The sequence below is a fragment of the Halioglobus maricola genome (assembly GCF_009388985.1).
GTDB lineage: Bacteria > Pseudomonadota > Gammaproteobacteria > Pseudomonadales > Halieaceae > Halioglobus > Halioglobus maricola.
Genome location: NZ_CP036422.1, coordinates 120800 through 138381 on the forward strand (window position 1 = coordinate 120800; position 17582 = coordinate 138381).

The window sequence follows — 17582 nt, forward strand, 5'->3', positions numbered from 1 at the left end:
AAATCCAGGTTTGCCATGAGCATTGCTACCGTTATCGCCGAGCCCACTTCCCGGGACATTCGCCACAATTGGACCCGCGAGGAAGTTGAGGCGTTATTCGCCCTGCCGTTCAACGACCTGTTGTTCGAGGCCCAAAGTCTGCATCGCAAGTATTTTGACCCCAATAAGGTCCAGGTGAGCACATTGCTTTCCATCAAAACTGGCGCCTGCCCCGAGGACTGCGCCTATTGCCCCCAGAGCACCCGCTATGACACGGGCCTGGAAGTGGAAAAGTTGATGGAAGTGCAGAAAGTGCTAGAGCAGGCCCGCGCCGCCAAGGCCGCCGGCTCTACCCGTTTCTGTATGGGTGCCGCCTGGCGAAGCCCCAAGCAAAGGGATATGCCTCACGTTGTCGCCATGGTCAAAGGTGTGCGCGAGTTGGGTCTGGAGACCTGTATGACCCTGGGCATGCTGACCGAGGGTCAGGCTGCAGAGCTAGCTGAGGCGGGTCTGGATTACTACAACCATAATCTGGATACCTCACCGGAGTACTACGGCGACATCATTACCACTCGCACCTACCAGGACCGTCTGGATACCCTGGACCATGTGCGGGACTCGGGTATGAAAATCTGTTCCGGCGGTATCGTTGGTATGGGTGAGCAGCAGGGCGACCGCGCCGGGATGCTGCAACAGCTGGCAAATCTGTCCCAGCACCCGGAGAGTGTGCCCATCAATATGTTGGTGCGTGTAGAAGGGACACCGCTCGAGGCCGAGGACGACCTCGATTCTTTTGAATTCATCCGTGTCATTGCGGTTGCCCGCATCATGATGCCTGCTTCCCACGTGCGCCTATCCGCCGGTCGCGAAGAAATGAATGAGCAGATGCACGCACTGGCCTACTTCGCAGGGGCAAACTCCATCTTCTACGGTGAAAAGTTGCTGACGACACCCAACCCGCGAGCGAACAGCGACATGGCCCTGTTCGGCAAACTGGGAATTAATACTGAAGAGTTGGCGCTGGAGCAGCCGCCCGAGGACCCAAGCCCTCAATTCTACGACGCTGCCCGCGCCTGAGTGGTGCGGTGCCAGGCTTCAACGAGCGTATTCAAGCTGCCCTCGAGCAGCGCCGTCGCGACGACCTTTATCGCCAGCGCCTGACTCTGGAATCCAGCCAGGGCCCAACGGTGCGCGTTGAAGGGCGCGAGGTTCTTAATTTTTGCAGCAACGACTACCTGGGCCTCGCCGCCCACCCAGAGGTGGTGGCCGGCTTGTGCGAAGGAGCTGAACGCTACGGTGTGGGTAGTGGGGCATCGCATCTGGTGTGCGGCCACTCGGCGCCTCACCATGCGCTGGAAGAGGCTCTCGCTGAGCTGACGGGGCGGCCTCGGGCCTTGCTGTTTTCTTCCGGCTACTCCGCCAACACCGGCACGCTTGGCTCCCTTCTGCAAAAAGGTGATTCAGTTTTCCAGGATCGTCTCAACCACGCCTCGCTACTGGACGGCGGCCTCCATAGCGGGGCGCGTTTCCAGCGCTTCCGGCACAGCGATGTGCCACACCTCGAACACAAATTGGCCGGCGTGACCGAGGGCGAGAAGCTCGTGGTGGTCGATGGGGTGTTCAGCATGGATGGCGATGTGGCTCCGCTCACCGATCTCGCCGCTGCGTGCCGGCGTAACAATGCCTGGTTAATGGTAGATGACGCTCACGGTTTTGGTGTCATGGGCCCCGGTGGTGCCGGCAGTGTTGCCGCCGCCGGCCTGGATGTCGATGATGTGCCGGTGCTCATGGCCACACTGGGCAAAGCATTGGGCTGTGCCGGTGCTTTTGTCGCTGGCGAAGCGCCGCTGATTGAGAGCCTTGTCCAGAGTGCTCGCAATTACATCTATACCACGGCACTGCCGCCTGCTGTGGCCTCAGCTGCCCTGGCTGCAGTGCGTCTGCTGACCACAGAGGCCTGGCGCCGCGAACATCTGGAACAACTGATCCGGCGTTTCCGTGCGGGAGCAGAAGCTGTTGGCCTGCCACTCATGGCGTCTACGAGTGCTATCCAGCCCTTGTTAGTGGGTGACGCCGGCAAAGCACTCGAATTGAGCGCAAGGCTGCGCGTGGCCGGTCTTCTTGTGGGCGCGATTCGCCCACCTACCGTACCCGCTGGTACCTCTCGTTTACGCATCACATTGACGGCGGCTCACTCAGAGCAACAGGTGGATCGCCTGCTGGAAGTACTGGCTGAAGAGGCGGCTCAAGTACTGTGAAGCTGGTCCCCGAATATCTTCCTGCCAACAGTGAGCCCGGTTTGGACTTGGTCCTGTTACACGGCTGGGGCGCTAACCGAGAGGTATGGCGACCATTGCTCGCATACCTGCGCAGCTGGGCTAACGTCACCTTGCTGGACCTGCCCGGCCTCGCACCGGATTGTGATGGATTGCAACCGGAGCTCGACGCACTGTTGGACTCGATTCTTGAGGCGACCCCGCAGCGAGCTGTCTACCTGGGCTGGTCCCTCGGCGGGCAACTTGCCCTTGCTCTGGCGGAGCGAGCAGAAAACAGAGTAGAGGCAGTGATAACACTGTGCAGTAACCCCCGCTTTGTTGCCGATGAAAATTGGCCGGGCATGGCCGCTCCAGAATTGGCGGAATTCCAAGCCGCCTGCGCGGCAGATCCTCGGCGTACGCTGCGCCGTTTCGACAGTTTGCAGGTGGCCGGCGCTTTGGTGCCTCGACCCTTGTTGCGCGCGCTGCAAGCCTCGCGTCCAGCCGAGACGTCAGACGCGCTTGGCACGGGCCTGAGCTGGCTGGCAACGCTGGATCAGCGGATTGTCTTGAGCGGCCTGCAGATACCCCATTTGCATCTGCTTGCGGCTAACGATCAACTCCATCCTCCGGGTCTGGCAGAGGCATTGCGAGGTATTGCGACCGGCGAGGTCGAAGTCTTGCCAGACTGCAGCCATGCTGCGCTGCTGGAGCAACCCGCGACGATTAACACTCGCCTGCAGGCCTTTTTCCGGCGCTGCGAATTACTGCCGGGGCAGGGAGCACCAGTTGCACTGGCTAAATCTGACGTGGCTGATTCCTTCAGTCGCGCGGCTGCGCAATATGACAGTGTGGCGCAATTACAGCGAGATGTTGGCGAACGCCTGCTGCAGCAGATCGGCGATTTGCCTGAGGCTCCCGCGACGGTGCTGGACCTGGGCAGCGGTACGGGCTATTTCTGTACTGCGCTCAAGGCGGAGTTTCCCGATAGCGAATATATTGGGCTCGACCTTGCCGAAGGCATGGTGCGTTTCGCACGCGAAGCTCACCCCGCGGCTGGCCAGTGGTTGGTCGCGGATGCTGAGGCCTTGCCGCTGGCCGCCAACTCGGTGGATTTGGTTTTCAGCAGCCTCGCCATTCAGTGGTGCCTGCGCCCAGAGCTGTTGTTTGCGGAAATCGCGCGCGTTTTGCGCCCGGGCGGCCGCTGCGTATTCACTTCGCTGGGACCGGCCACATTGCACGAGCTGCGCAGCGCGTGGGCAACCGTGGACGAGCATCAGCATGTAAATGCGTTCTTGCCCCTGACCCGGCTGGAAAGCGCTGCGGTGCAAGTACCGGGTATTTCCCTTACAGCGAACGTGGAGCCGTTCCGCATGGAATATCAGCAGGTACGAGAACTATTGAATGAGCTAAAAACCCTGGGTGCACATAATGTAAACCGCGACCGCCCCGCGGGCTTGACCGGACGACGCGCCTTGCAGGGGATGTTGCAGGCTTACGAAAAATGGCGCCAGGATGGTGTGCTACCCGCCAGTTACGAGGTGTTTTTTGGCACCCTGGAGAAATTGTGAGTAAGACGTATTTTGTGACCGGTACCGACACCGAGGTCGGCAAAACGGCGGTAAGTTGCGCCATTCTCGAAGCGGCTGCGGCTGCAGGTTTAAGCACCGCCGCCGTCAAACCCGTGGCGGCAGGGTGTGATGAGCAAGGGCAGAACGAAGACGCGCTGCAGTTGATGGCGAGCATGACGGCCGAGATGGGCTACGCCCAGGTAAATCCGGTGGCGCTGGCTCCAGCGATAGCGCCGCATATTGCGGCTGCGCAAGCGGGCAGGAATCTCAAAGCTTCGCAGCTGGCTGGCTTCTGTCGCGGCGTTATGATGTCGCCGGCTGATCTCGTGCTGATCGAGGGAGCTGGTGGCTGGCGTGTGCCAATCTCGTCGCGAGAGACGCTGGCCGATCTGGCCCGAGAGCTGCAGGCAGGTGTCATCCTGGTGGTTGGCATGCGTCTGGGCTGCATCAATCACGCCGTACTTACCGCTGAGGCTGTCATCCGCGATGGCCTGCCGCTGGCGGGATGGGTGGCTAATCAGCCCGGTGAGCGCATGGGATGTCACGAGGAGAACCTGGACACATTACGGAACCTGTTACCCGCGCCGCTGCTCGGCGAGATTCCCGAAATTTCGCCATGGGACCCAAAGAAGGCATCTTCGTTTATTGATATTAGTCGTCTTACAGGTAAGTAAGTGCTTACTATGTTCGTTATCCAGCGCTAGCCATCGCACCTTGTTTGGTCGCTTTATAACCAGATTATCGCCTCCACACTGGTCTTTACCGTAAAAAGGTATTTGACTTCGGGGGCATTTTCAGCAAAATGTGTGCACTGCTTACATGGCCTCATTGGCGTGGCAACTGCCACAGCCCCGGGCCGGACTAACGAGAGAGGTAAAGGATCATGCCAGAGTATAAGGCCCCCCTGCGCGACATCGGTTTTGTTGTTAACGAAGTACTGGAAGCGGAAAAAGTTTTCCAGACCCTGCCTGGCTACGAAGAAGCCACCACCGATCTGATGGACGCTATTGCCGCCGAAGGCGCAAAGTTCTGTGAAGAGGTTTTGCAGCCCCTGAACCAGGTCGGCGATGAAGAAGGTTGCACCTGGAGTGAAGAGGGTGTGACTACCCCCACGGGATTTAAAGAAGCCTACCGGCAGTACGTTGAGAATGGCTGGGCTTCACTTGCCGCAGACACCGAGTACGGTGGCCAGGGTATGCCCAATCTGCTGGGCATCGTGAACACCGAGATGGTAGGAAGCGCGAACTGGGCTTGGGGTATGTATCCCGGCCTGAGCCATGGCGCTGTCAAAACCATTGAAGAGCACGGCACCCCCGAGCAGAAAGAACAGTATCTTACCAAGCTGATTTCCGGTGAGTGGACCGGCACCATGTGCCTCACTGAATCTCACTGTGGTTCTGACCTGGGTCTGCTGCGCACCAAGGCCGAGCCCAACGCTGACGGCTCTTATGCCATCACTGGCCAGAAGATCTTCATCTCTGCCGGTGAGCACGACATGACCGACAATATCGTGCACATCGTGCTGGCACGCCTGCCAGACGCGCCTGAAGGCACCAAGGGTATCTCTCTGTTCATCGTGCCCAAAGTGAATGTGAACGAGGACGGTTCTCTCGGGGATCGCAACGGCGTTCACTGTGCCTCGATTGAGCACAAGATGGGTATCCATGGCAACGCTACCGCGGTTCTAAACTTCGACGCTGCCAAAGGCTATCTGATTGGCCCTGAAAACCGTGGCCTGAACTGCATGTTCACATTCATGAACACCGCCCGCGTGGGCACCGCAGCCCAGGGCTTGTCTCACATGGAGCAGAGCTTCCAGGGCGCGCTGGTCTATGCCAAAGATCGTCTGGCCATGCGCAGCCTGACCGGCCCGAAGAACGCCGACGGGCCCGCTGACCCGATTATTGTGCACCCCGATGTCCGCAAGATGCTGCTGACCCAGAAGGCCTTTGCGGAAGGAAGCCGTGCTTTCTTGTTCTACCTCGCCATGCTGGGCGACATTGTCGACAAAGGCACTGAGGAAGAAGCCAAGAATGCGGACGACCTGATGTCGCTGCTGACGCCTATCGCCAAGGCCTTCATGACCGAAACCGGGTTTGAAGCGGCCAACCACGGTGTGCAGATATTTGGTGGTCACGGCTTTATCAGCGAGTGGGGTATGGAACAAATCGTGCGCGATTGTCGTATCTCCATGCTGTACGAAGGCACCACCGGCATTCAGGCTCTCGACCTGATTGGTCGTAAGATTCTGGGCTCCGGCGGTAAGCTGCTGCTCAACTTCACCAACATGATCGATGAGTTGTGCCAGGCCAACAATGACGAAGCGGACAAACCTTTCACAGACGTGCTCAATGCCAAGAAAGATGAGTGGCTGGGGCTGTCCATGCAGATCGGTGAAGCTGCGATGAGCAACCCGGACGAAGCGGGTTCTGCCTCGGTCGATTACCTGATGTATTCCGGTTACATCACCCTGGCGTACTTCTGGGCCAAGATGGCTGTTATCGCGCGCCAGAAGATCGCAGAAGCAGATGGCGACACCTCTTTCTACGAGGCCAAGCTGATGACAGCACAGTTCTACTTTGAACGCCTGTTGCCGCGTACCGAGTCACTCAAGACCACGATGCTCGCCGGCGCTGACAATCTCATGCAGATGCCTGAAGAAATGTTCGCGTTCTAAACGATTGCTGCTGGGAATCATCCCCTTGTGGGGGTGACATTCCCTTTGTACAAGGGGAGAATACGCACTGTATTCTCCCCTTTTTTTTATTTATGGATAAGTCAGAAGAAACGCCAGATCGCAGCTACCAGAACTCCCTCTACCCAGAGGATCAGGAAAAGGTAGACGGCTTCCTCAAACGCGGCGTGAATTCGGTTGAGCGTAAGCCCTTCCGCCCGCTGTATATGATTATTCTGCTGATTGTTGCGGTAACCAGCCTCAGCATTCTGAGCCAATGGATCGCCCGCGCGTCGGGAATATATTAGGGGTAGTGCCCGTTCATTGGCCGCCTGTATCTGTTTTGATATAGTTCTCGCCTCAAATTCACGGTGTGTAGCGCAGCCTGGTAGCGCACTTCCTTCGGGAGGAAGGGGTCGGAGGTTCAAATCCTCTCACACCGACCATGTCCTTGACCGCTACTCGATCAGATTCAAGTAAGTCGTCATATCGCGAAACTCCTGTGAGCCCGGTGCTAGCCGGGTCCCGCCGCCATGCCTGATCTGGTTACTGGCCTTGCCGGTAACGTAGTCGCTGAGGTCCTGACTGCTACTCAGTCGATCTCCCAGGCCTCTAAATGCCTGGTCGTTGATTGCCATGAAGTTGTTGGTGTTGTTGCCGGCCAGAATGAGTCTCGCTCCGCTGCTGGGCGCGATACCGCCAGCATCGTGGCATGTCACGCAACGGGCCTGAACGATCGGCCCGGAAATTTTGCTTGAGAAGAACGCCAGAGCATCGGGGGCGGGATCGGTGAAGATTTCTTCAGCAAGCGTGCGGATCGTCGCCGGCGCCTCCCCCTGGCGGATACCCTCACTGAGAGCGGTGACGGCGCCAAAGTCACGCAGATAGGCGTCGCGCGATAGAAGCACGGTCCACGCCAGAGTATCCAGATAATTGACACTGCCGTCTTCGTTGATGTCGGGCAGTAAGAGCCGCGTTTGCTGGTTGAGAAGGGATTGAAGTTGCTGGTCATTGAGGCTGTCGATGTCAGCCAGGACCCGCTGGTAGAGGGCTTCGGTGAGCGCGGAAATCATGTAGCCGCCATCTTGCAACTGCCGGCCGGTCATTAGTGCATGCCATGAACCTGAGACATCGACGAACGGAGCATCAACTGTTCCATCCGAATCACGATCCATGTCAGCGCCGCCGGTTGCGGTGACCAGATACCAGCGATTGCGGGTGTAGAGGGGGTCATCAGCCTCGAAGTTGCCAAGGTTGATCATTTTTCCCAGATCGTCCAGCTGGTCCCACTTGAGTCGGGACTTGGCAGCGAAAAATTCTTCCAAAGTGCCAGAGCTGCGCATCTCAACGAGTTCGCCAGTGCGCAGATCAGTAATAGTAATTTCAGCGCCGGCGACGGGGCCGCCAAGCTCGGTCTGGAAACAGCCTGCCAGCGTTGAGCAGACCAGGCAGGCTCCCAATAGGTTCAGATACTTTGTCATGAGCCTTCCTCATCAAGCACGTGTGCTTGATAGGTACGCTCTGAATGCCGCTTCAGATCGTTTGGACTCGCGGCTTAGCGGGAAGCTGGAGCGCGAGCTTTACAATGTCACTGCATTAAAGCAAAACGCGTTCAGCTTATTGCCGTCAAGGTCGCGGAAGTAGCCCGCGTAAAAATTGTCGATTCGCTGCCCAGGTGGACCCTCGTCTGTAGCCCCCAGTTCCAGCGCCTTGTTGTAGAACGCCTTTACCTGCTCTTCGTTCTCCGCCTGCAGGGCGACCATCACGCCATTGCCGATGCTGGCGGCTTCATCGTTAAACGGCGTGGTAACCCCTACTGACGCTTCTTCCAGGGACGGCCCCCATACGATGAGCTTGCCGTCATCCCAGATACGCGAGAAGCCGACCTCTCCCATCAACGCATCGTAGAATGCGCAGGCCTTCTCCAGATCATTGGTGCCGAGTGTGACGTATCCGACTTTCATTTGCGGTCTCCCTTAGTTGTTTTCTACTCCGGCCATACGCGCCAGCTGTCGGTACGTACTCTCGGCCTGGTTACATTGCGTGTCGAGCTGTGCCAGTGTCTTGTTCAGCCGTTTTGCCTCTGCTGCGAGAAACCGCTGGGCAAATTCATCGCCGCCTTCGAGTTGGGCGGACTTCTGGAATACCTGGACTTGCTTCAGGCCCTCACAGAGGCCCGCAATCCTCGATACGACCATAGCTTTGCCCATGATGTCTTGCCCCTGCTGCGGGGCCGCCGGTTTTTGCAGGGCCTGGGCGTGTGTTTGAGAGCACGCGACCAGTAACAAAAGAGTGGATAAATAGCGCACGAACATATCTCCGTTTGATTTGGTGTACATCGTATCATCGCAGGGCGTTGCTGCATTCTGTCTGTGTCGCTACTTTCTCGGCCAATGTTGGCTAATATGTCGGGAATGTGCGCCAACCTTGGCTACACTATAGTCCATAGCTCTTACCTGACTAATTCAAATAATTGAGGAGGACCGCGATGTCTGAAGCGCCCAAATCCCCGTTGGAAATGTTCTACCACTGGGAGCAGGAAACCCCCGATAAAGTCTACCTGCGGCAACCAAGCAATCTGGCGTGGTCTGAATACACCTGGAGTGAAGTCGCCGATCGTGTTCGCCGTGTCGCTACCTTTCTGAAGTCCAAAGGCTACCCGGAAGGAAGCCGCATTGGGATCTGGTCGTCTAACAGTATGGATTGGCCCATAGTCGATCTGGCCATCATGCTCAGCGGGCACATCAGCGTGCCTATTTATCCAGGGCAGGATATCGCTTCGGCCAATTACATCCTCAACCACTCGGAGGTCAGGCTGGTGTTCTGCGGTGACTTCGATATGCACGCGCGGGCGGCCGAAGCTCTGCCGGAAGGCGTTGAAACGGTGGCTATGCTCGGCTGTAAGATCGATACCGGGACCAGTCTGGATGCGATCTACGGTGACTACGAGGCCTATGCTGAGTCACCTGTGCCCAACGGTGACGACGTGTTTACCATCATCTACACCTCGGGAACCACCGGCAACCCTAAGGGTGTGATGCATATGTTCAAAACCCCCGGGCATGTCGTGCCCGGGTTGGTGAATAAATTCGAACTCGCTGATGGTAGCAATGAATTTTTCTCCTTCCTGCCCATGTCCCACGCTGCTGAGCGCATTGTTGTTGAAATGTGCAGTCTGTATGCCAACGCGAGTATCTCCTTCTCCGAGGGCCTGGAAACCTTCGGCGACGAAATCCGTTCAGTACAGCCCACACTTTTCTTTGCGGTGCCGCGCCTGTGGGTGAAGTTCAAGGCAGGCATCGATGCCAAGATTCCGCCCGAGGCGCAGGCTGGCCTCAACGAGGAGCAAAAAGCGGGTATAGCCCAGGCCCTGGGTTTGTCCCGCGCGCGCTTTATTCTTACGGGCTCCGCCCCTTGCCCGGTAGATGTGCAGGACTGGTTCCTGAGCATGGGGATAGCGCTGCGCGATGGCTATGGCATGACCGAGAACTTTATCCATGGCTGCGCCTGGAGCAAGGACGATCAACCCATCTCCGGCTGCGTGGGGCAACCCATGGACGACTCGGTAAAGGTGCGGCTGTCGGACACGGGAGAGATTCAGTTCAAGAGCCTGGGTTTGATGAAGGGCTACTATCTAAATGACGAAAAGACTGCTGAGGTGTTTGACGACGGCTGGTATTGCACCGGTGACTCGGGCAAGTTCGACGAAGACGGTAATTTGTGGGTGACAGGCAGGGTCTCGGAGGTTTTCAAAACATCCAAAGGCAAGTTCATCGTTCCCATGAAATTAGAATCGCTGTTCGGACGCAACCCGAATCTTGCCCAGTTCTGCTGCATGGGTCATGGCCTCAACCAACCCATCGTGCTTGTCACTCTTTCGGAGCTGGGGCTGGCGAAAGATAGGGATGTTGTTAAAGCGGAACTGGAAGCCTTGTTGGACGAGATAAATGGTGAAGTGCCGCCCTACGAACGGATTTCGAACATTTTTGTCTGCGATGAGTGGACCATTGAGAACGCGCTGCTAACCCCGACCATGAAACTCAAGCGCAAGCAGATCGAAGATGAGTACAAGGCGCTTGTGCAAGAGCACATGGACGCTGGCGCTGTCAGCTTCCTTGGCTGATCAGCAACGGTCGGCGGTCTCGGTGGCCAGGGGCGCGATGGCACTCTTGGCCGGCTGACCCGCCTCTTCACGTACCAGTTTCGGCACCAGATACCCAGGCAGCAGAGCGCTGACCGCTGCGATCAGCGCCTTGCCGGCTTGCTCACTAACATCGAAGTGGCTGGCACCGCGCACCTTGTCCAGCAGGTGCAGGTAGTAAGGCATGACACCGATGGCAAAGAGCTGCTCGCTCAAGGCAGCGAGCGTTGAGGCGCGGTCATTGACCCCTTTCAGCAGCACTGATTGATTCAACAAGTCGACGCCGGCAGCGCGCAACCTGCGCATGGCGGCACCGACTTCCTCATCCAGTTCACGGGCATGATTGCTGTGTATCACCAACACGGAACGCAAGCGCGTGGCTGTGAGCGCTGAGACCAGGCCTGGAGTCACCCGGCTGGGAATCACCACGGGCAAGCGCGTGTGCACGCGCAGGCGTTTCACGTGGCCGATATCTGCGATTGCCTGAATCAGTTCGGTCAGGCGCTGGTCCGAGACGAGCAGTGGGTCGCCGCCACTGAGAATAACTTCAGTAATGGAGGTGTCGGCCGCGATGGCGTCCAGAGCCTGCAGCCACTCGCGTCGGCTTTGGCGGTTGTCCTCGTAGGGAAAGTGGCGCCGGAAACAGTAGCGGCAGTTGATCGCACATCCACTCGCGAGAATCAGCAGTACTCGGCCATGATATTTCTGGATGATGCCGGGATGGCGAATAGTGTCGCCGGTCTCGCCTACCGGATCGTCGCTGTACCCCGGTTTCACCAGGGTTTCTTCGCTCGTGGCTAGCACCTGGCGCAATAGCGGATCGTTTGGATCGCCGGGCGTGATGCGTTGGAGATAGGGCAGCGGCACCAGCACCGAAAATTCCCTGGCGGCGACCGCCGAGAATCCCATCTGCCTGGGGGTGAGGTTTAGTCTGGCCAACAAGGCAGTGCCGTCGGTCTCGGCCGCGCGCAACTCGGATTGCCAATCGGCGCTGTGAAGTTCTGTCTGTGGGATCACGCCAGGCGTTCTCGCTGCGATAATGTGACTAGTCTAACAGCCGCGCGGGCATATCTCAGCCGAGCCTGTCCCGCAGAGCGTAGAACAGCATACCGGCGACAAGACCGGGCCACCGCAGCAGGGTGCCACCAGGGAATGTCATCGAGGGCACCGTTGCCATCACATCGAAGCGCTCGGCATCGCCAGAGATCACTTCTGCGAGTAGTTTCCCTGCGAGCGTTGCGATAGGCACCCCGTGGCCGGAATAGCCGTGAGCGTAGAACACCTGTGAAGACAGGCGGCCGAAATCGGGCATGCGGTTCATGGTGATGGCGAGGGTGCCGCCCCAGCCATAGTCGATCCGGGTGTCGGCCAGTTCGGGGTAGATGCGCAGCATGTATTTCCGCACAAAGCCGCCGATATCGTTGGGGAATTTACGGGTGTAGGATTCGCCGCCGCCAAACAGCATGCGGTTGTCGGCTGAGAGTTTCCAGTAGTCGATCACGAACAGGCTGTCCGACATCGAGGTGTCATCGCGAATTAGCTGGCGGCACAATTCTTCAGGCAGAGGTTCAGTGGCGAGCATGTAGTTGTTGATCGGCATAATGCGCCCAGCGGTGCGCGGCTCAAGCTTCTCCAGATATCCATTGCACCCCAGCACCAGGTATTTGGCTTTAACTGAGCCGTTGTCGGTGTTGACGGTGACTTGATTGCCCTCGGTGTACGAGGTTACGCGGCTGCCCTCGTGCAGGGTCGCCCCCAGGTCGTGGGCCGCTTTCGCCAGGCCGAGGGCGTAGTTGAGCGGATGCAGGTGGCGCGCGCCGGTATCGAGCGTGCCGCCGTGAAAGCCTTGACCGGAGGTCATGTCCGCAAGTTCATCCGGTGCGACGTAGCGAATTTTGTCGTAGCCGTAGACGCCAGATAGGTGTTCGACCTCGGCGATGAGATCGGGCTGTTCCTTGGCCTTGGAGGCAACGTGCAGGTTGCCGTGTTTCAATTCGCAGTCTATCTGGTGTTCGTCGATCAACGCACACACGGTGTCAACGGCTTCAAGGCCCAGGTGCCAGAGCGCCTTAGCCTGATCGAGGCCCACAAGATCTTCCAGGACTTCCTGCTCGGCACGCTGGCCGGTGCCCACATGGCCGCCGTTGCGGCCAGATGCTCCCCAGCCGATTTTATTGGCTTCCAGCAGTATCACGCTGTAGCCGCGCTTGCGCAGGTGAATGGCGGTGGAGAGGCCGGTGTAGCCGCCGCCGATGACGCAGACATCGGCAGTTGACTCGCCTTTCAGAGGCTCAAATGCGAGCGTCTGATTGGCTGAGGCAGCGTACCAGGATTCGACATGAGGTAGATTTTGCATGCTGGAACTATACTCCCGCAGGGGTGCGCAGCTGATAACACGATAGGGTTAGCATAGCTGCTGGCCTCTTGAACCGCGCGCTTTCGGCCGCGATACTCGGACCTTTGGGCAATATGGATAATTTATGAGCACTGATACGCAGGCGATCAAGGACTGGCTCAAGCAGCACCAGATTTCAGAAGTGGAAGTTCTGGTGCCGGACATGACCGGCAATGCGAGGGGCAAGTTTATCCCCGCACACCAGTTTCTTGAATTGGGAGAACCCAAGCTTCCTGAAAGCATCATGGTGCAAAGCGTCACCGGTGAGTATTCTGACGAGCACTGGGATCTTGTTGAGCCTACCGATACCGATATGATCCTCAAGCCCGATCCCAACACCATGCGCCTGGTGCCATGGGCCCGGGAGCCCACTGCCCAGATTATTCACGACTGTTACAAGCAGGATGGTGAGCCCCACCCACTGAGTTCGCGCAATGTGCTAAAGCGCGTGCTGGAATTGTATGAGGCCGAAGGCCTCAAACCCGTGGTGGCGCCGGAAGTCGAATTTTTCCTGGTGGATCGCAACACCAATCCTGACCATGTGCTTATCCCCCCGAAAGGCCGCTCCGGGCGTCGCGAAACGTCGCGCCTGTCTTACAGCATCGACGCTGTCGCAGAGTTCGAGGATTTCGTTGAGGACATGTATGACTACGCCGAGGCACAGAATCTCGCTGTCGACACTTTGATTCATGAAAACGGTGCCGCCCAGATGGAGATCAACTTTCTCCATGGCGATGCGATGGACCTGGCCGACCAGGTGTTTATCTTCAAGCGCACGATTCGTGAAACTGCCCACAAGCACGGTATTTATGCCACCTTCATGGCCAAACCCATGCAGAATGAGTGTGGCAGTGCACTGCATATTCACCAGAGTATTGTGCAGGCTGATACCGGCAAGAATATTTTTGCCGAGGCCGACGGCACTCATACTCCGGCCTTCCTCAGTTATATCGCTGGCCTGCAGCGTTACACGCCCGAGCTGATCGCTTTCTACGCTCCCAACGTGAATTCCTACCGCCGCCTGGCTCCCGATATTGCCGCCCCCATCAACCTCTGCTGGGGGCTGGACAATCGCACCACAGCGTTCCGCGTACCTGAGAGCAGTACTGCGGCAACCCGGGTGGAAAATCGATTCCCGGGAGCAGACACCAACCCCTATCTGGCTATGGCTGCCACCCTGGCCTCGGGATACCTCGGCATGAAGGGCAAGCTGACGCCAACCGAGCCTCACCAGGGCACTGCGAATGAAGATGAAGTTGAGATAGCACGGTCGCTGGAAGAGGGACTGCGCAGCCTCGATAACTCGCCAGAAGTGCGCGAGGTTTTCGATCCGCTGTTCCTCAAGGCGTTTACCGCTGTGAAACGCGATGAGTTTGAGGAGTTCAACAGGGTGATATCTTCCTGGGAGCGGGAGCACCTGCTGCTGCAGGTATGATGGCCTAGATGACCAAAGATTCGGACACATTGCTGGGGCGTAGCGACCTCAATTACCGGGTGTTTACTGCGGTGAAATACGTTGTCTACGTGCTGCTCACGTTCAATGTGTTTCTGTTTTTGCAGGAGGAACTCAGCGCGCTCGAACACACTTTCGTGGACGGTTTTGAGCTCTCCCAGATTATTCAGGTGTTCTCGGCCACGATCGATACCGCAGCCTGGGTTTTGCTGCTGCTGTTGTTCGAGCTAGAGACGTCTGTACTTGATGACAATCGCATTCAGGGTTGGGTCAAGCGAAGCCTGCACTGGGTGCGGCTTATCTGCTATGCGGCGGTGTTTTACGCCTTCACAGGTTACTACGCTGAACTGGCGATGCTCTATGATGCCACTGCGCTGCCTGGCTTTGATCCCTGCGCTGCGTTGGATCGGGGGCTATCCTTGCACGTGGATATGGATGAGTACGTGCCCCTGGATGCGGCTAATTGCGCGGTAAACAGTGGCGAGTGGTTTCAGCTAACCGGGTTTGAAATTGTATCTGAGAGCCAGGTGCTGACATCGGCGCGCTGGCTTGCCTGGACGGACGTGGTCAACTCTGCGGCGTGGTTGCTGGTCGTTATTGTGCTGGAAATCGAGGTCCGCCTGCAGCTGCGCGGCAATCTCTCCAACCAGATCATGGCCTTCACCAAGTGGATCAAGATCGCCTTGTACGGGACGCTCTTTGCCGCGGCGGGATACTGGGGTGTCGCCGGCGACTTTCTCGACTTCTGGGACGCCGCTCTTTGGTTGTTCGCTTTCATCTTCATTGAGCTGAACGTGTTTGAGTGGCAGCATGAAACCACTCAGGAAAGTAGCGACGCTGCCGCCGCACAGGAAGCATAAGCATGTTCAGCAACGACGACCTTTCCAGCTTGCGCTGGGATGCGACTTCTGGCGCCGTCGAGATTATCGACCAGACCCTGCTCCCACATACCCTGCGCTGGGTGCACCTCGATTCCCTTGATGCTTACTGCCACGCCATCAGCTATATGCAGGTGCGTGGCGCACCTTTGATCGGCATCACCGCGGCTTTTGGCCTCGCTCATGCACTGCAAGAAAACCCGAGCGATGCAGGCATGGCGGAGGCGTTTGAATCCTTGCTTGCGACACGGCCTACCGCGGTGAATCTGCGTTGGGCACTGGAAAAAATTCTCGCCGAAGTGACAGAACTCCTGCCTTTTGCCAGAGCCGAGGCGGCACTGCAGTGTGCGGTAGAATTGCGAGCGGAGGACATCGCCAATTGCGCGCGCATAGGTGATAACGGGCTTGCCCTGCTGCGCCAACTGGATGCTGGCGATACCTTGAATATCATGACCCACTGCAATGCGGGTTGGCTCGCTACTATTCAGTGGGGCACTGCGCTGGCGCCTGTTTACAAGGCGTTGGCAGCGGGGCTGAAGCTGCATGTGTGGGTGTCCGAGACCCGGCCGCGCAATCAGGGCACGAATCTCACCGCCTGGGAATTGGGCCGGGCTGGGGTGCCGTGCACCGTGGTGGCAGATAACAGCTGTGGTCAGTTGATGCGTCAGGGTCAGGTGGATTGTGTGATTGTCGGTTCTGACCGCACCGCAGCCAATGGCGATGTTTGCAACAAGATTGGTACTTACCTCAAGGCACTGGCGGCAGCAGACAACAACATTCCTTTTTATGTAGCCGTGCCGGAGTCCACCATCGACTGGCGGTGTCCCGCGGGCGATCAGATTCCGATTGAAGCGCGCGATGCGGCGGAAGTCCTGGCCATTGCCGGCATCGACGCAGCGGGCGAAAACCGCGAGATCAATCTGGCCGCGGCAGGAACGCGGGCGGCGAACCCGGCCTTCGATATCACCCCGGCAAAATGGGTGACATCATTGATTACCGAGCACGGCTCGTTCGACGCCAGCGAAGAAGCACTTGCTTCATTGCGCGTTCAGCTGGGATGTTGAGCTAATTTTGCGGCGCGAAATGCCTAATGCCACCCATTGGCCGGTGGCAGGTATTGGCTGCGCCGGACTCTGACGATGCTATAACGGCTGAAACCGTCTAGAAGTCGTCCAGGTCCAGATCGTAGTAACCCAACTCATCGCGTAGCCGTTTTTCTTCCAGACGTTGCTCGGCGCGGCGGCGTTTAGCCGCCAGGCGTTGCTTGTCTGAGGCCACGGGACTCAGTTCGGCAAAATCCTCTTCGGACAAGTCACCCAATGCGGGTTCAAACAAGTCCTCCAGTGGTTCCGGGGAATTCGGTTCCTGGTTCCGCTCTCCCATAAATCACCTCCCGATGATTTACACAAAACAAGGGCAGCTTCTTTTGAAGCGGCCTCACGGCGGAGTTAAGCAAAAAATTTCTGGATTGGGAATACTAATTTTTCGCACAATTTTGCGGGGCGACCCGCAGCCTTCCCTGGCCTCATCCCGCACGCCGCCGACGTCCCTGTCGAGTGGTGTCCTGTTGTGCGGTATAGCGGGCCGCCTCGCAGGCTATAAAGCAATCAGCGTGCCAGCTTTAACCCTTGGTCGGGTGGGCACAGGCACCTCTGGCCTGTGTCCGGACATGTCCGTCAGGCCTGTTCCAGTTGTGTCAGAATAGCCTCGGCTATCTGGTCTGCGGTACCTGCAGCGGCGTCCACGGTGATGTCGGCGTATTGTTCGTACAGCGGAGTGCGCTCAGCAAAGATGCCCGCGAAACCGTCATTGCTGTCGCTGGCGATTCCCCGCGGCGGTGCGCCGGCGATGCGCTCCTCGAGAGTGGCGAGGTCCGCCTTGAGGTAGACCACCGGGCCAGCGGCAGCGAGACGGGCCATGACGTCTGGGCTGTAGACTACGCTGCCTCCGGTGGAAACGAGGGCGCGGTCCAGGTTTACCGCCATGAGCACCTCGTGTTCAATCCCGCGCAGCTGCAGATAGCCCTTGCTGTCGACAATTTCCTGCAAGGTCGCCTGTTCCTGCACCTGTATGTCGAGGTCTGTGTCAACAAAGCGCAAGCCGGTCTGTTTGGCGAGAATGACACCGACGGTGCTTTTGCCAGCACCGGGCATGCCGATCAGATTGATGGTATTGAACTTGTTCACGTTGGGGGCCGCAGTCATTGGGGGCGGGCATTATCCCCGATGCCTGTCAC

17 protein-coding genes and 1 tRNA gene are annotated in these 17582 nt (G+C 58.0%); 11 read left to right on the forward strand and 7 right to left on the reverse strand.

Annotation, left to right across the window (positions count from 1 at the left end):
• Positions 1–15 precede the first annotated feature (15 nt).
• From bioB to EY643_RS00570, 7 genes are all read left to right on the forward strand, one after another.
• The gene (bioB, locus tag EY643_RS00540; protein WP_152660366.1) at positions 16–1056 is read left to right on the forward strand and encodes a biotin synthase BioB; all 1041 of its coding nucleotides are present in this window, start codon (positions 16–18) and stop codon (positions 1054–1056) included.
• 8 nt (positions 1057–1064) lie between these two features.
• The gene (bioF, locus tag EY643_RS00545) at positions 1065–2237 is read left to right on the forward strand and encodes an 8-amino-7-oxononanoate synthase (protein ID WP_152660367.1); all 1173 of its coding nucleotides are present in this window, start codon (positions 1065–1067) and stop codon (positions 2235–2237) included.
• Positions 2234–3805, forward strand: coding sequence for a malonyl-ACP O-methyltransferase BioC (bioC, locus tag EY643_RS00550; protein WP_152660368.1), 1572 nt, complete (start codon positions 2234–2236; stop codon positions 3803–3805). Before bioF ends, bioC begins: the two co-directional genes overlap by 4 nt.
• Positions 3802–4479, forward strand: a complete 678-nt coding sequence (bioD, locus tag EY643_RS00555; RefSeq protein WP_152660369.1) for a dethiobiotin synthase — start codon at positions 3802–3804, stop codon at positions 4477–4479. The genes bioC and bioD overlap by 4 nt, the downstream gene beginning before the upstream one ends.
• Before the next feature lie 209 nt (positions 4480–4688).
• Positions 4689–6482 (forward strand): acyl-CoA dehydrogenase C-terminal domain-containing protein, encoded by a 1794-nt coding sequence (locus tag EY643_RS00560; RefSeq protein WP_152660370.1) that lies wholly within the window; start codon positions 4689–4691, stop codon positions 6480–6482.
• A gap of 92 nt (positions 6483–6574) precedes the next feature.
• Positions 6575–6787 (forward strand): DUF3094 family protein, encoded by a 213-nt coding sequence (locus EY643_RS00565; protein ID WP_152660371.1) that lies wholly within the window; start codon positions 6575–6577, stop codon positions 6785–6787.
• Positions 6788–6848: 61 nt separating this feature from the next.
• A tRNA-Pro gene (locus tag EY643_RS00570) sits at positions 6849–6925 on the forward strand.
• Between the two features lie 12 nt (positions 6926–6937).
• Here EY643_RS00570 and EY643_RS00575 read toward each other — a convergent pair.
• The 3 genes from EY643_RS00575 to EY643_RS00585 form a co-directional block, all read right to left on the reverse strand.
• The gene (locus tag EY643_RS00575; protein ID WP_152660372.1) at positions 6938–7960 is read right to left on the reverse strand and encodes a hypothetical protein; all 1023 of its coding nucleotides are present in this window, start codon (positions 7958–7960) and stop codon (positions 6938–6940) included.
• A gap of 99 nt (positions 7961–8059) precedes the next feature.
• Complete coding sequence (locus EY643_RS00580; RefSeq protein WP_152660373.1) at positions 8060–8443, reverse strand: VOC family protein; 384 nt, start codon at positions 8441–8443, stop codon at positions 8060–8062.
• A 12-nt stretch (positions 8444–8455) separates the two neighbouring features.
• Positions 8456–8818: a hypothetical protein gene (locus EY643_RS00585; protein WP_205743111.1), complete on the reverse strand. Its 363-nt coding sequence runs from the start codon at positions 8816–8818 to the stop codon at positions 8456–8458.
• 149 nt (positions 8819–8967) lie between these two features.
• Here EY643_RS00585 and EY643_RS00590 point away from each other — a divergent pair, with 149 nt between their 5' ends.
• A complete protein-coding gene (locus EY643_RS00590; protein ID WP_152660375.1) occupies positions 8968–10602 on the forward strand; it encodes an AMP-binding protein in 1635 nt (544 codons plus the stop codon).
• On the opposite strand, the gene epmB is transcribed toward EY643_RS00590, so the two are convergent.
• Positions 10603–11637 carry an EF-P beta-lysylation protein EpmB gene (epmB, locus tag EY643_RS00595; protein WP_152660376.1) on the reverse strand — a complete coding sequence of 345 codons (1035 nt, stop codon included), beginning with the start codon at positions 11635–11637 and terminating at the stop codon, positions 10603–10605.
• Between the two features lie 55 nt (positions 11638–11692).
• Complete coding sequence (locus EY643_RS00600) at positions 11693–12976, reverse strand: NAD(P)/FAD-dependent oxidoreductase (RefSeq protein WP_152660377.1); 1284 nt, start codon at positions 12974–12976, stop codon at positions 11693–11695.
• 124 nt (positions 12977–13100) lie between these two features.
• On the opposite strand from EY643_RS00600, the gene EY643_RS00605 reads away from it, so the two are divergent.
• The 3 genes from EY643_RS00605 to mtnA are packed head-to-tail and all read left to right on the forward strand — an operon-like array spanning position 13101 to position 16410.
• Positions 13101–14450, forward strand: coding sequence for a glutamine synthetase family protein (locus tag EY643_RS00605; RefSeq protein WP_152660378.1), 1350 nt, complete (start codon positions 13101–13103; stop codon positions 14448–14450).
• A gap of 8 nt (positions 14451–14458) precedes the next feature.
• Entirely contained in the window at positions 14459–15328 is an 870-nt protein-coding gene (locus tag EY643_RS00610) for a hypothetical protein (protein WP_152660379.1), read from the forward strand.
• 2 nt (positions 15329–15330) lie between these two features.
• On the forward strand, positions 15331–16410 hold the full coding sequence (gene mtnA, locus EY643_RS00615) for an S-methyl-5-thioribose-1-phosphate isomerase (RefSeq protein ID WP_152660380.1): 1080 nt from the start codon (positions 15331–15333) through the stop codon (positions 16408–16410).
• Positions 16411–16507: 97 nt separating this feature from the next.
• Here the strand turns inward: mtnA and EY643_RS00620 are convergent, their stop codons facing one another.
• Positions 16508–16729 (reverse strand): PA3496 family putative envelope integrity protein, encoded by a 222-nt coding sequence (locus tag EY643_RS00620; protein ID WP_152660381.1) that lies wholly within the window; start codon positions 16727–16729, stop codon positions 16508–16510.
• A 293-nt stretch (positions 16730–17022) separates the two neighbouring features.
• Positions 17023–17550: a shikimate kinase gene (locus EY643_RS00625; protein WP_152660382.1), complete on the reverse strand. Its 528-nt coding sequence runs from the start codon at positions 17548–17550 to the stop codon at positions 17023–17025.
• Positions 17551–17582 lie beyond the last annotated feature (32 nt).

What these genes read in the sequence shown, in the direction of transcription:
- bioB (WP_152660366.1), top strand. Translation starts at nt 16, where the DNA reads ATGAGCATTGCTACCGTTATCGCCGAGCCCACTTCCCGGGACATTCGC.
- EY643_RS00610 (WP_152660379.1), top strand. Translation starts at nt 14,459, where the DNA reads ATGACCAAAGATTCGGACACATTGCTGGGGCGTAGCGACCTCAATTAC.
- EY643_RS00625 (WP_152660382.1), bottom strand. Translation starts at nt 17,550, where the DNA reads ATGACTGCGGCCCCCAACGTGAACAAGTTCAATACCATCAATCTGATC.
- EY643_RS00585 (WP_205743111.1), bottom strand. Translation starts at nt 8,818, where the DNA reads ATGTACACCAAATCAAACGGAGATATGTTCGTGCGCTATTTATCCACT.
- EY643_RS00560 (WP_152660370.1), top strand. Translation starts at nt 4,689, where the DNA reads ATGCCAGAGTATAAGGCCCCCCTGCGCGACATCGGTTTTGTTGTTAAC.
- EY643_RS00620 (WP_152660381.1), bottom strand. Translation starts at nt 16,729, where the DNA reads ATGGGAGAGCGGAACCAGGAACCGAATTCCCCGGAACCACTGGAGGAC.
- EY643_RS00580 (WP_152660373.1), bottom strand. Translation starts at nt 8,443, where the DNA reads ATGAAAGTCGGATACGTCACACTCGGCACCAATGATCTGGAGAAGGCC.
- EY643_RS00575 (WP_152660372.1), bottom strand. Translation starts at nt 7,960, where the DNA reads ATGACAAAGTATCTGAACCTATTGGGAGCCTGCCTGGTCTGCTCAACG.
- EY643_RS00565 (WP_152660371.1), top strand. Translation starts at nt 6,575, where the DNA reads ATGGATAAGTCAGAAGAAACGCCAGATCGCAGCTACCAGAACTCCCTC.
- EY643_RS00590 (WP_152660375.1), top strand. Translation starts at nt 8,968, where the DNA reads ATGTCTGAAGCGCCCAAATCCCCGTTGGAAATGTTCTACCACTGGGAG.
- EY643_RS00605 (WP_152660378.1), top strand. Translation starts at nt 13,101, where the DNA reads ATGAGCACTGATACGCAGGCGATCAAGGACTGGCTCAAGCAGCACCAG.
- mtnA (WP_152660380.1), top strand. Translation starts at nt 15,331, where the DNA reads ATGTTCAGCAACGACGACCTTTCCAGCTTGCGCTGGGATGCGACTTCT.
- EY643_RS00600 (WP_152660377.1), bottom strand. Translation starts at nt 12,976, where the DNA reads ATGCAAAATCTACCTCATGTCGAATCCTGGTACGCTGCCTCAGCCAAT.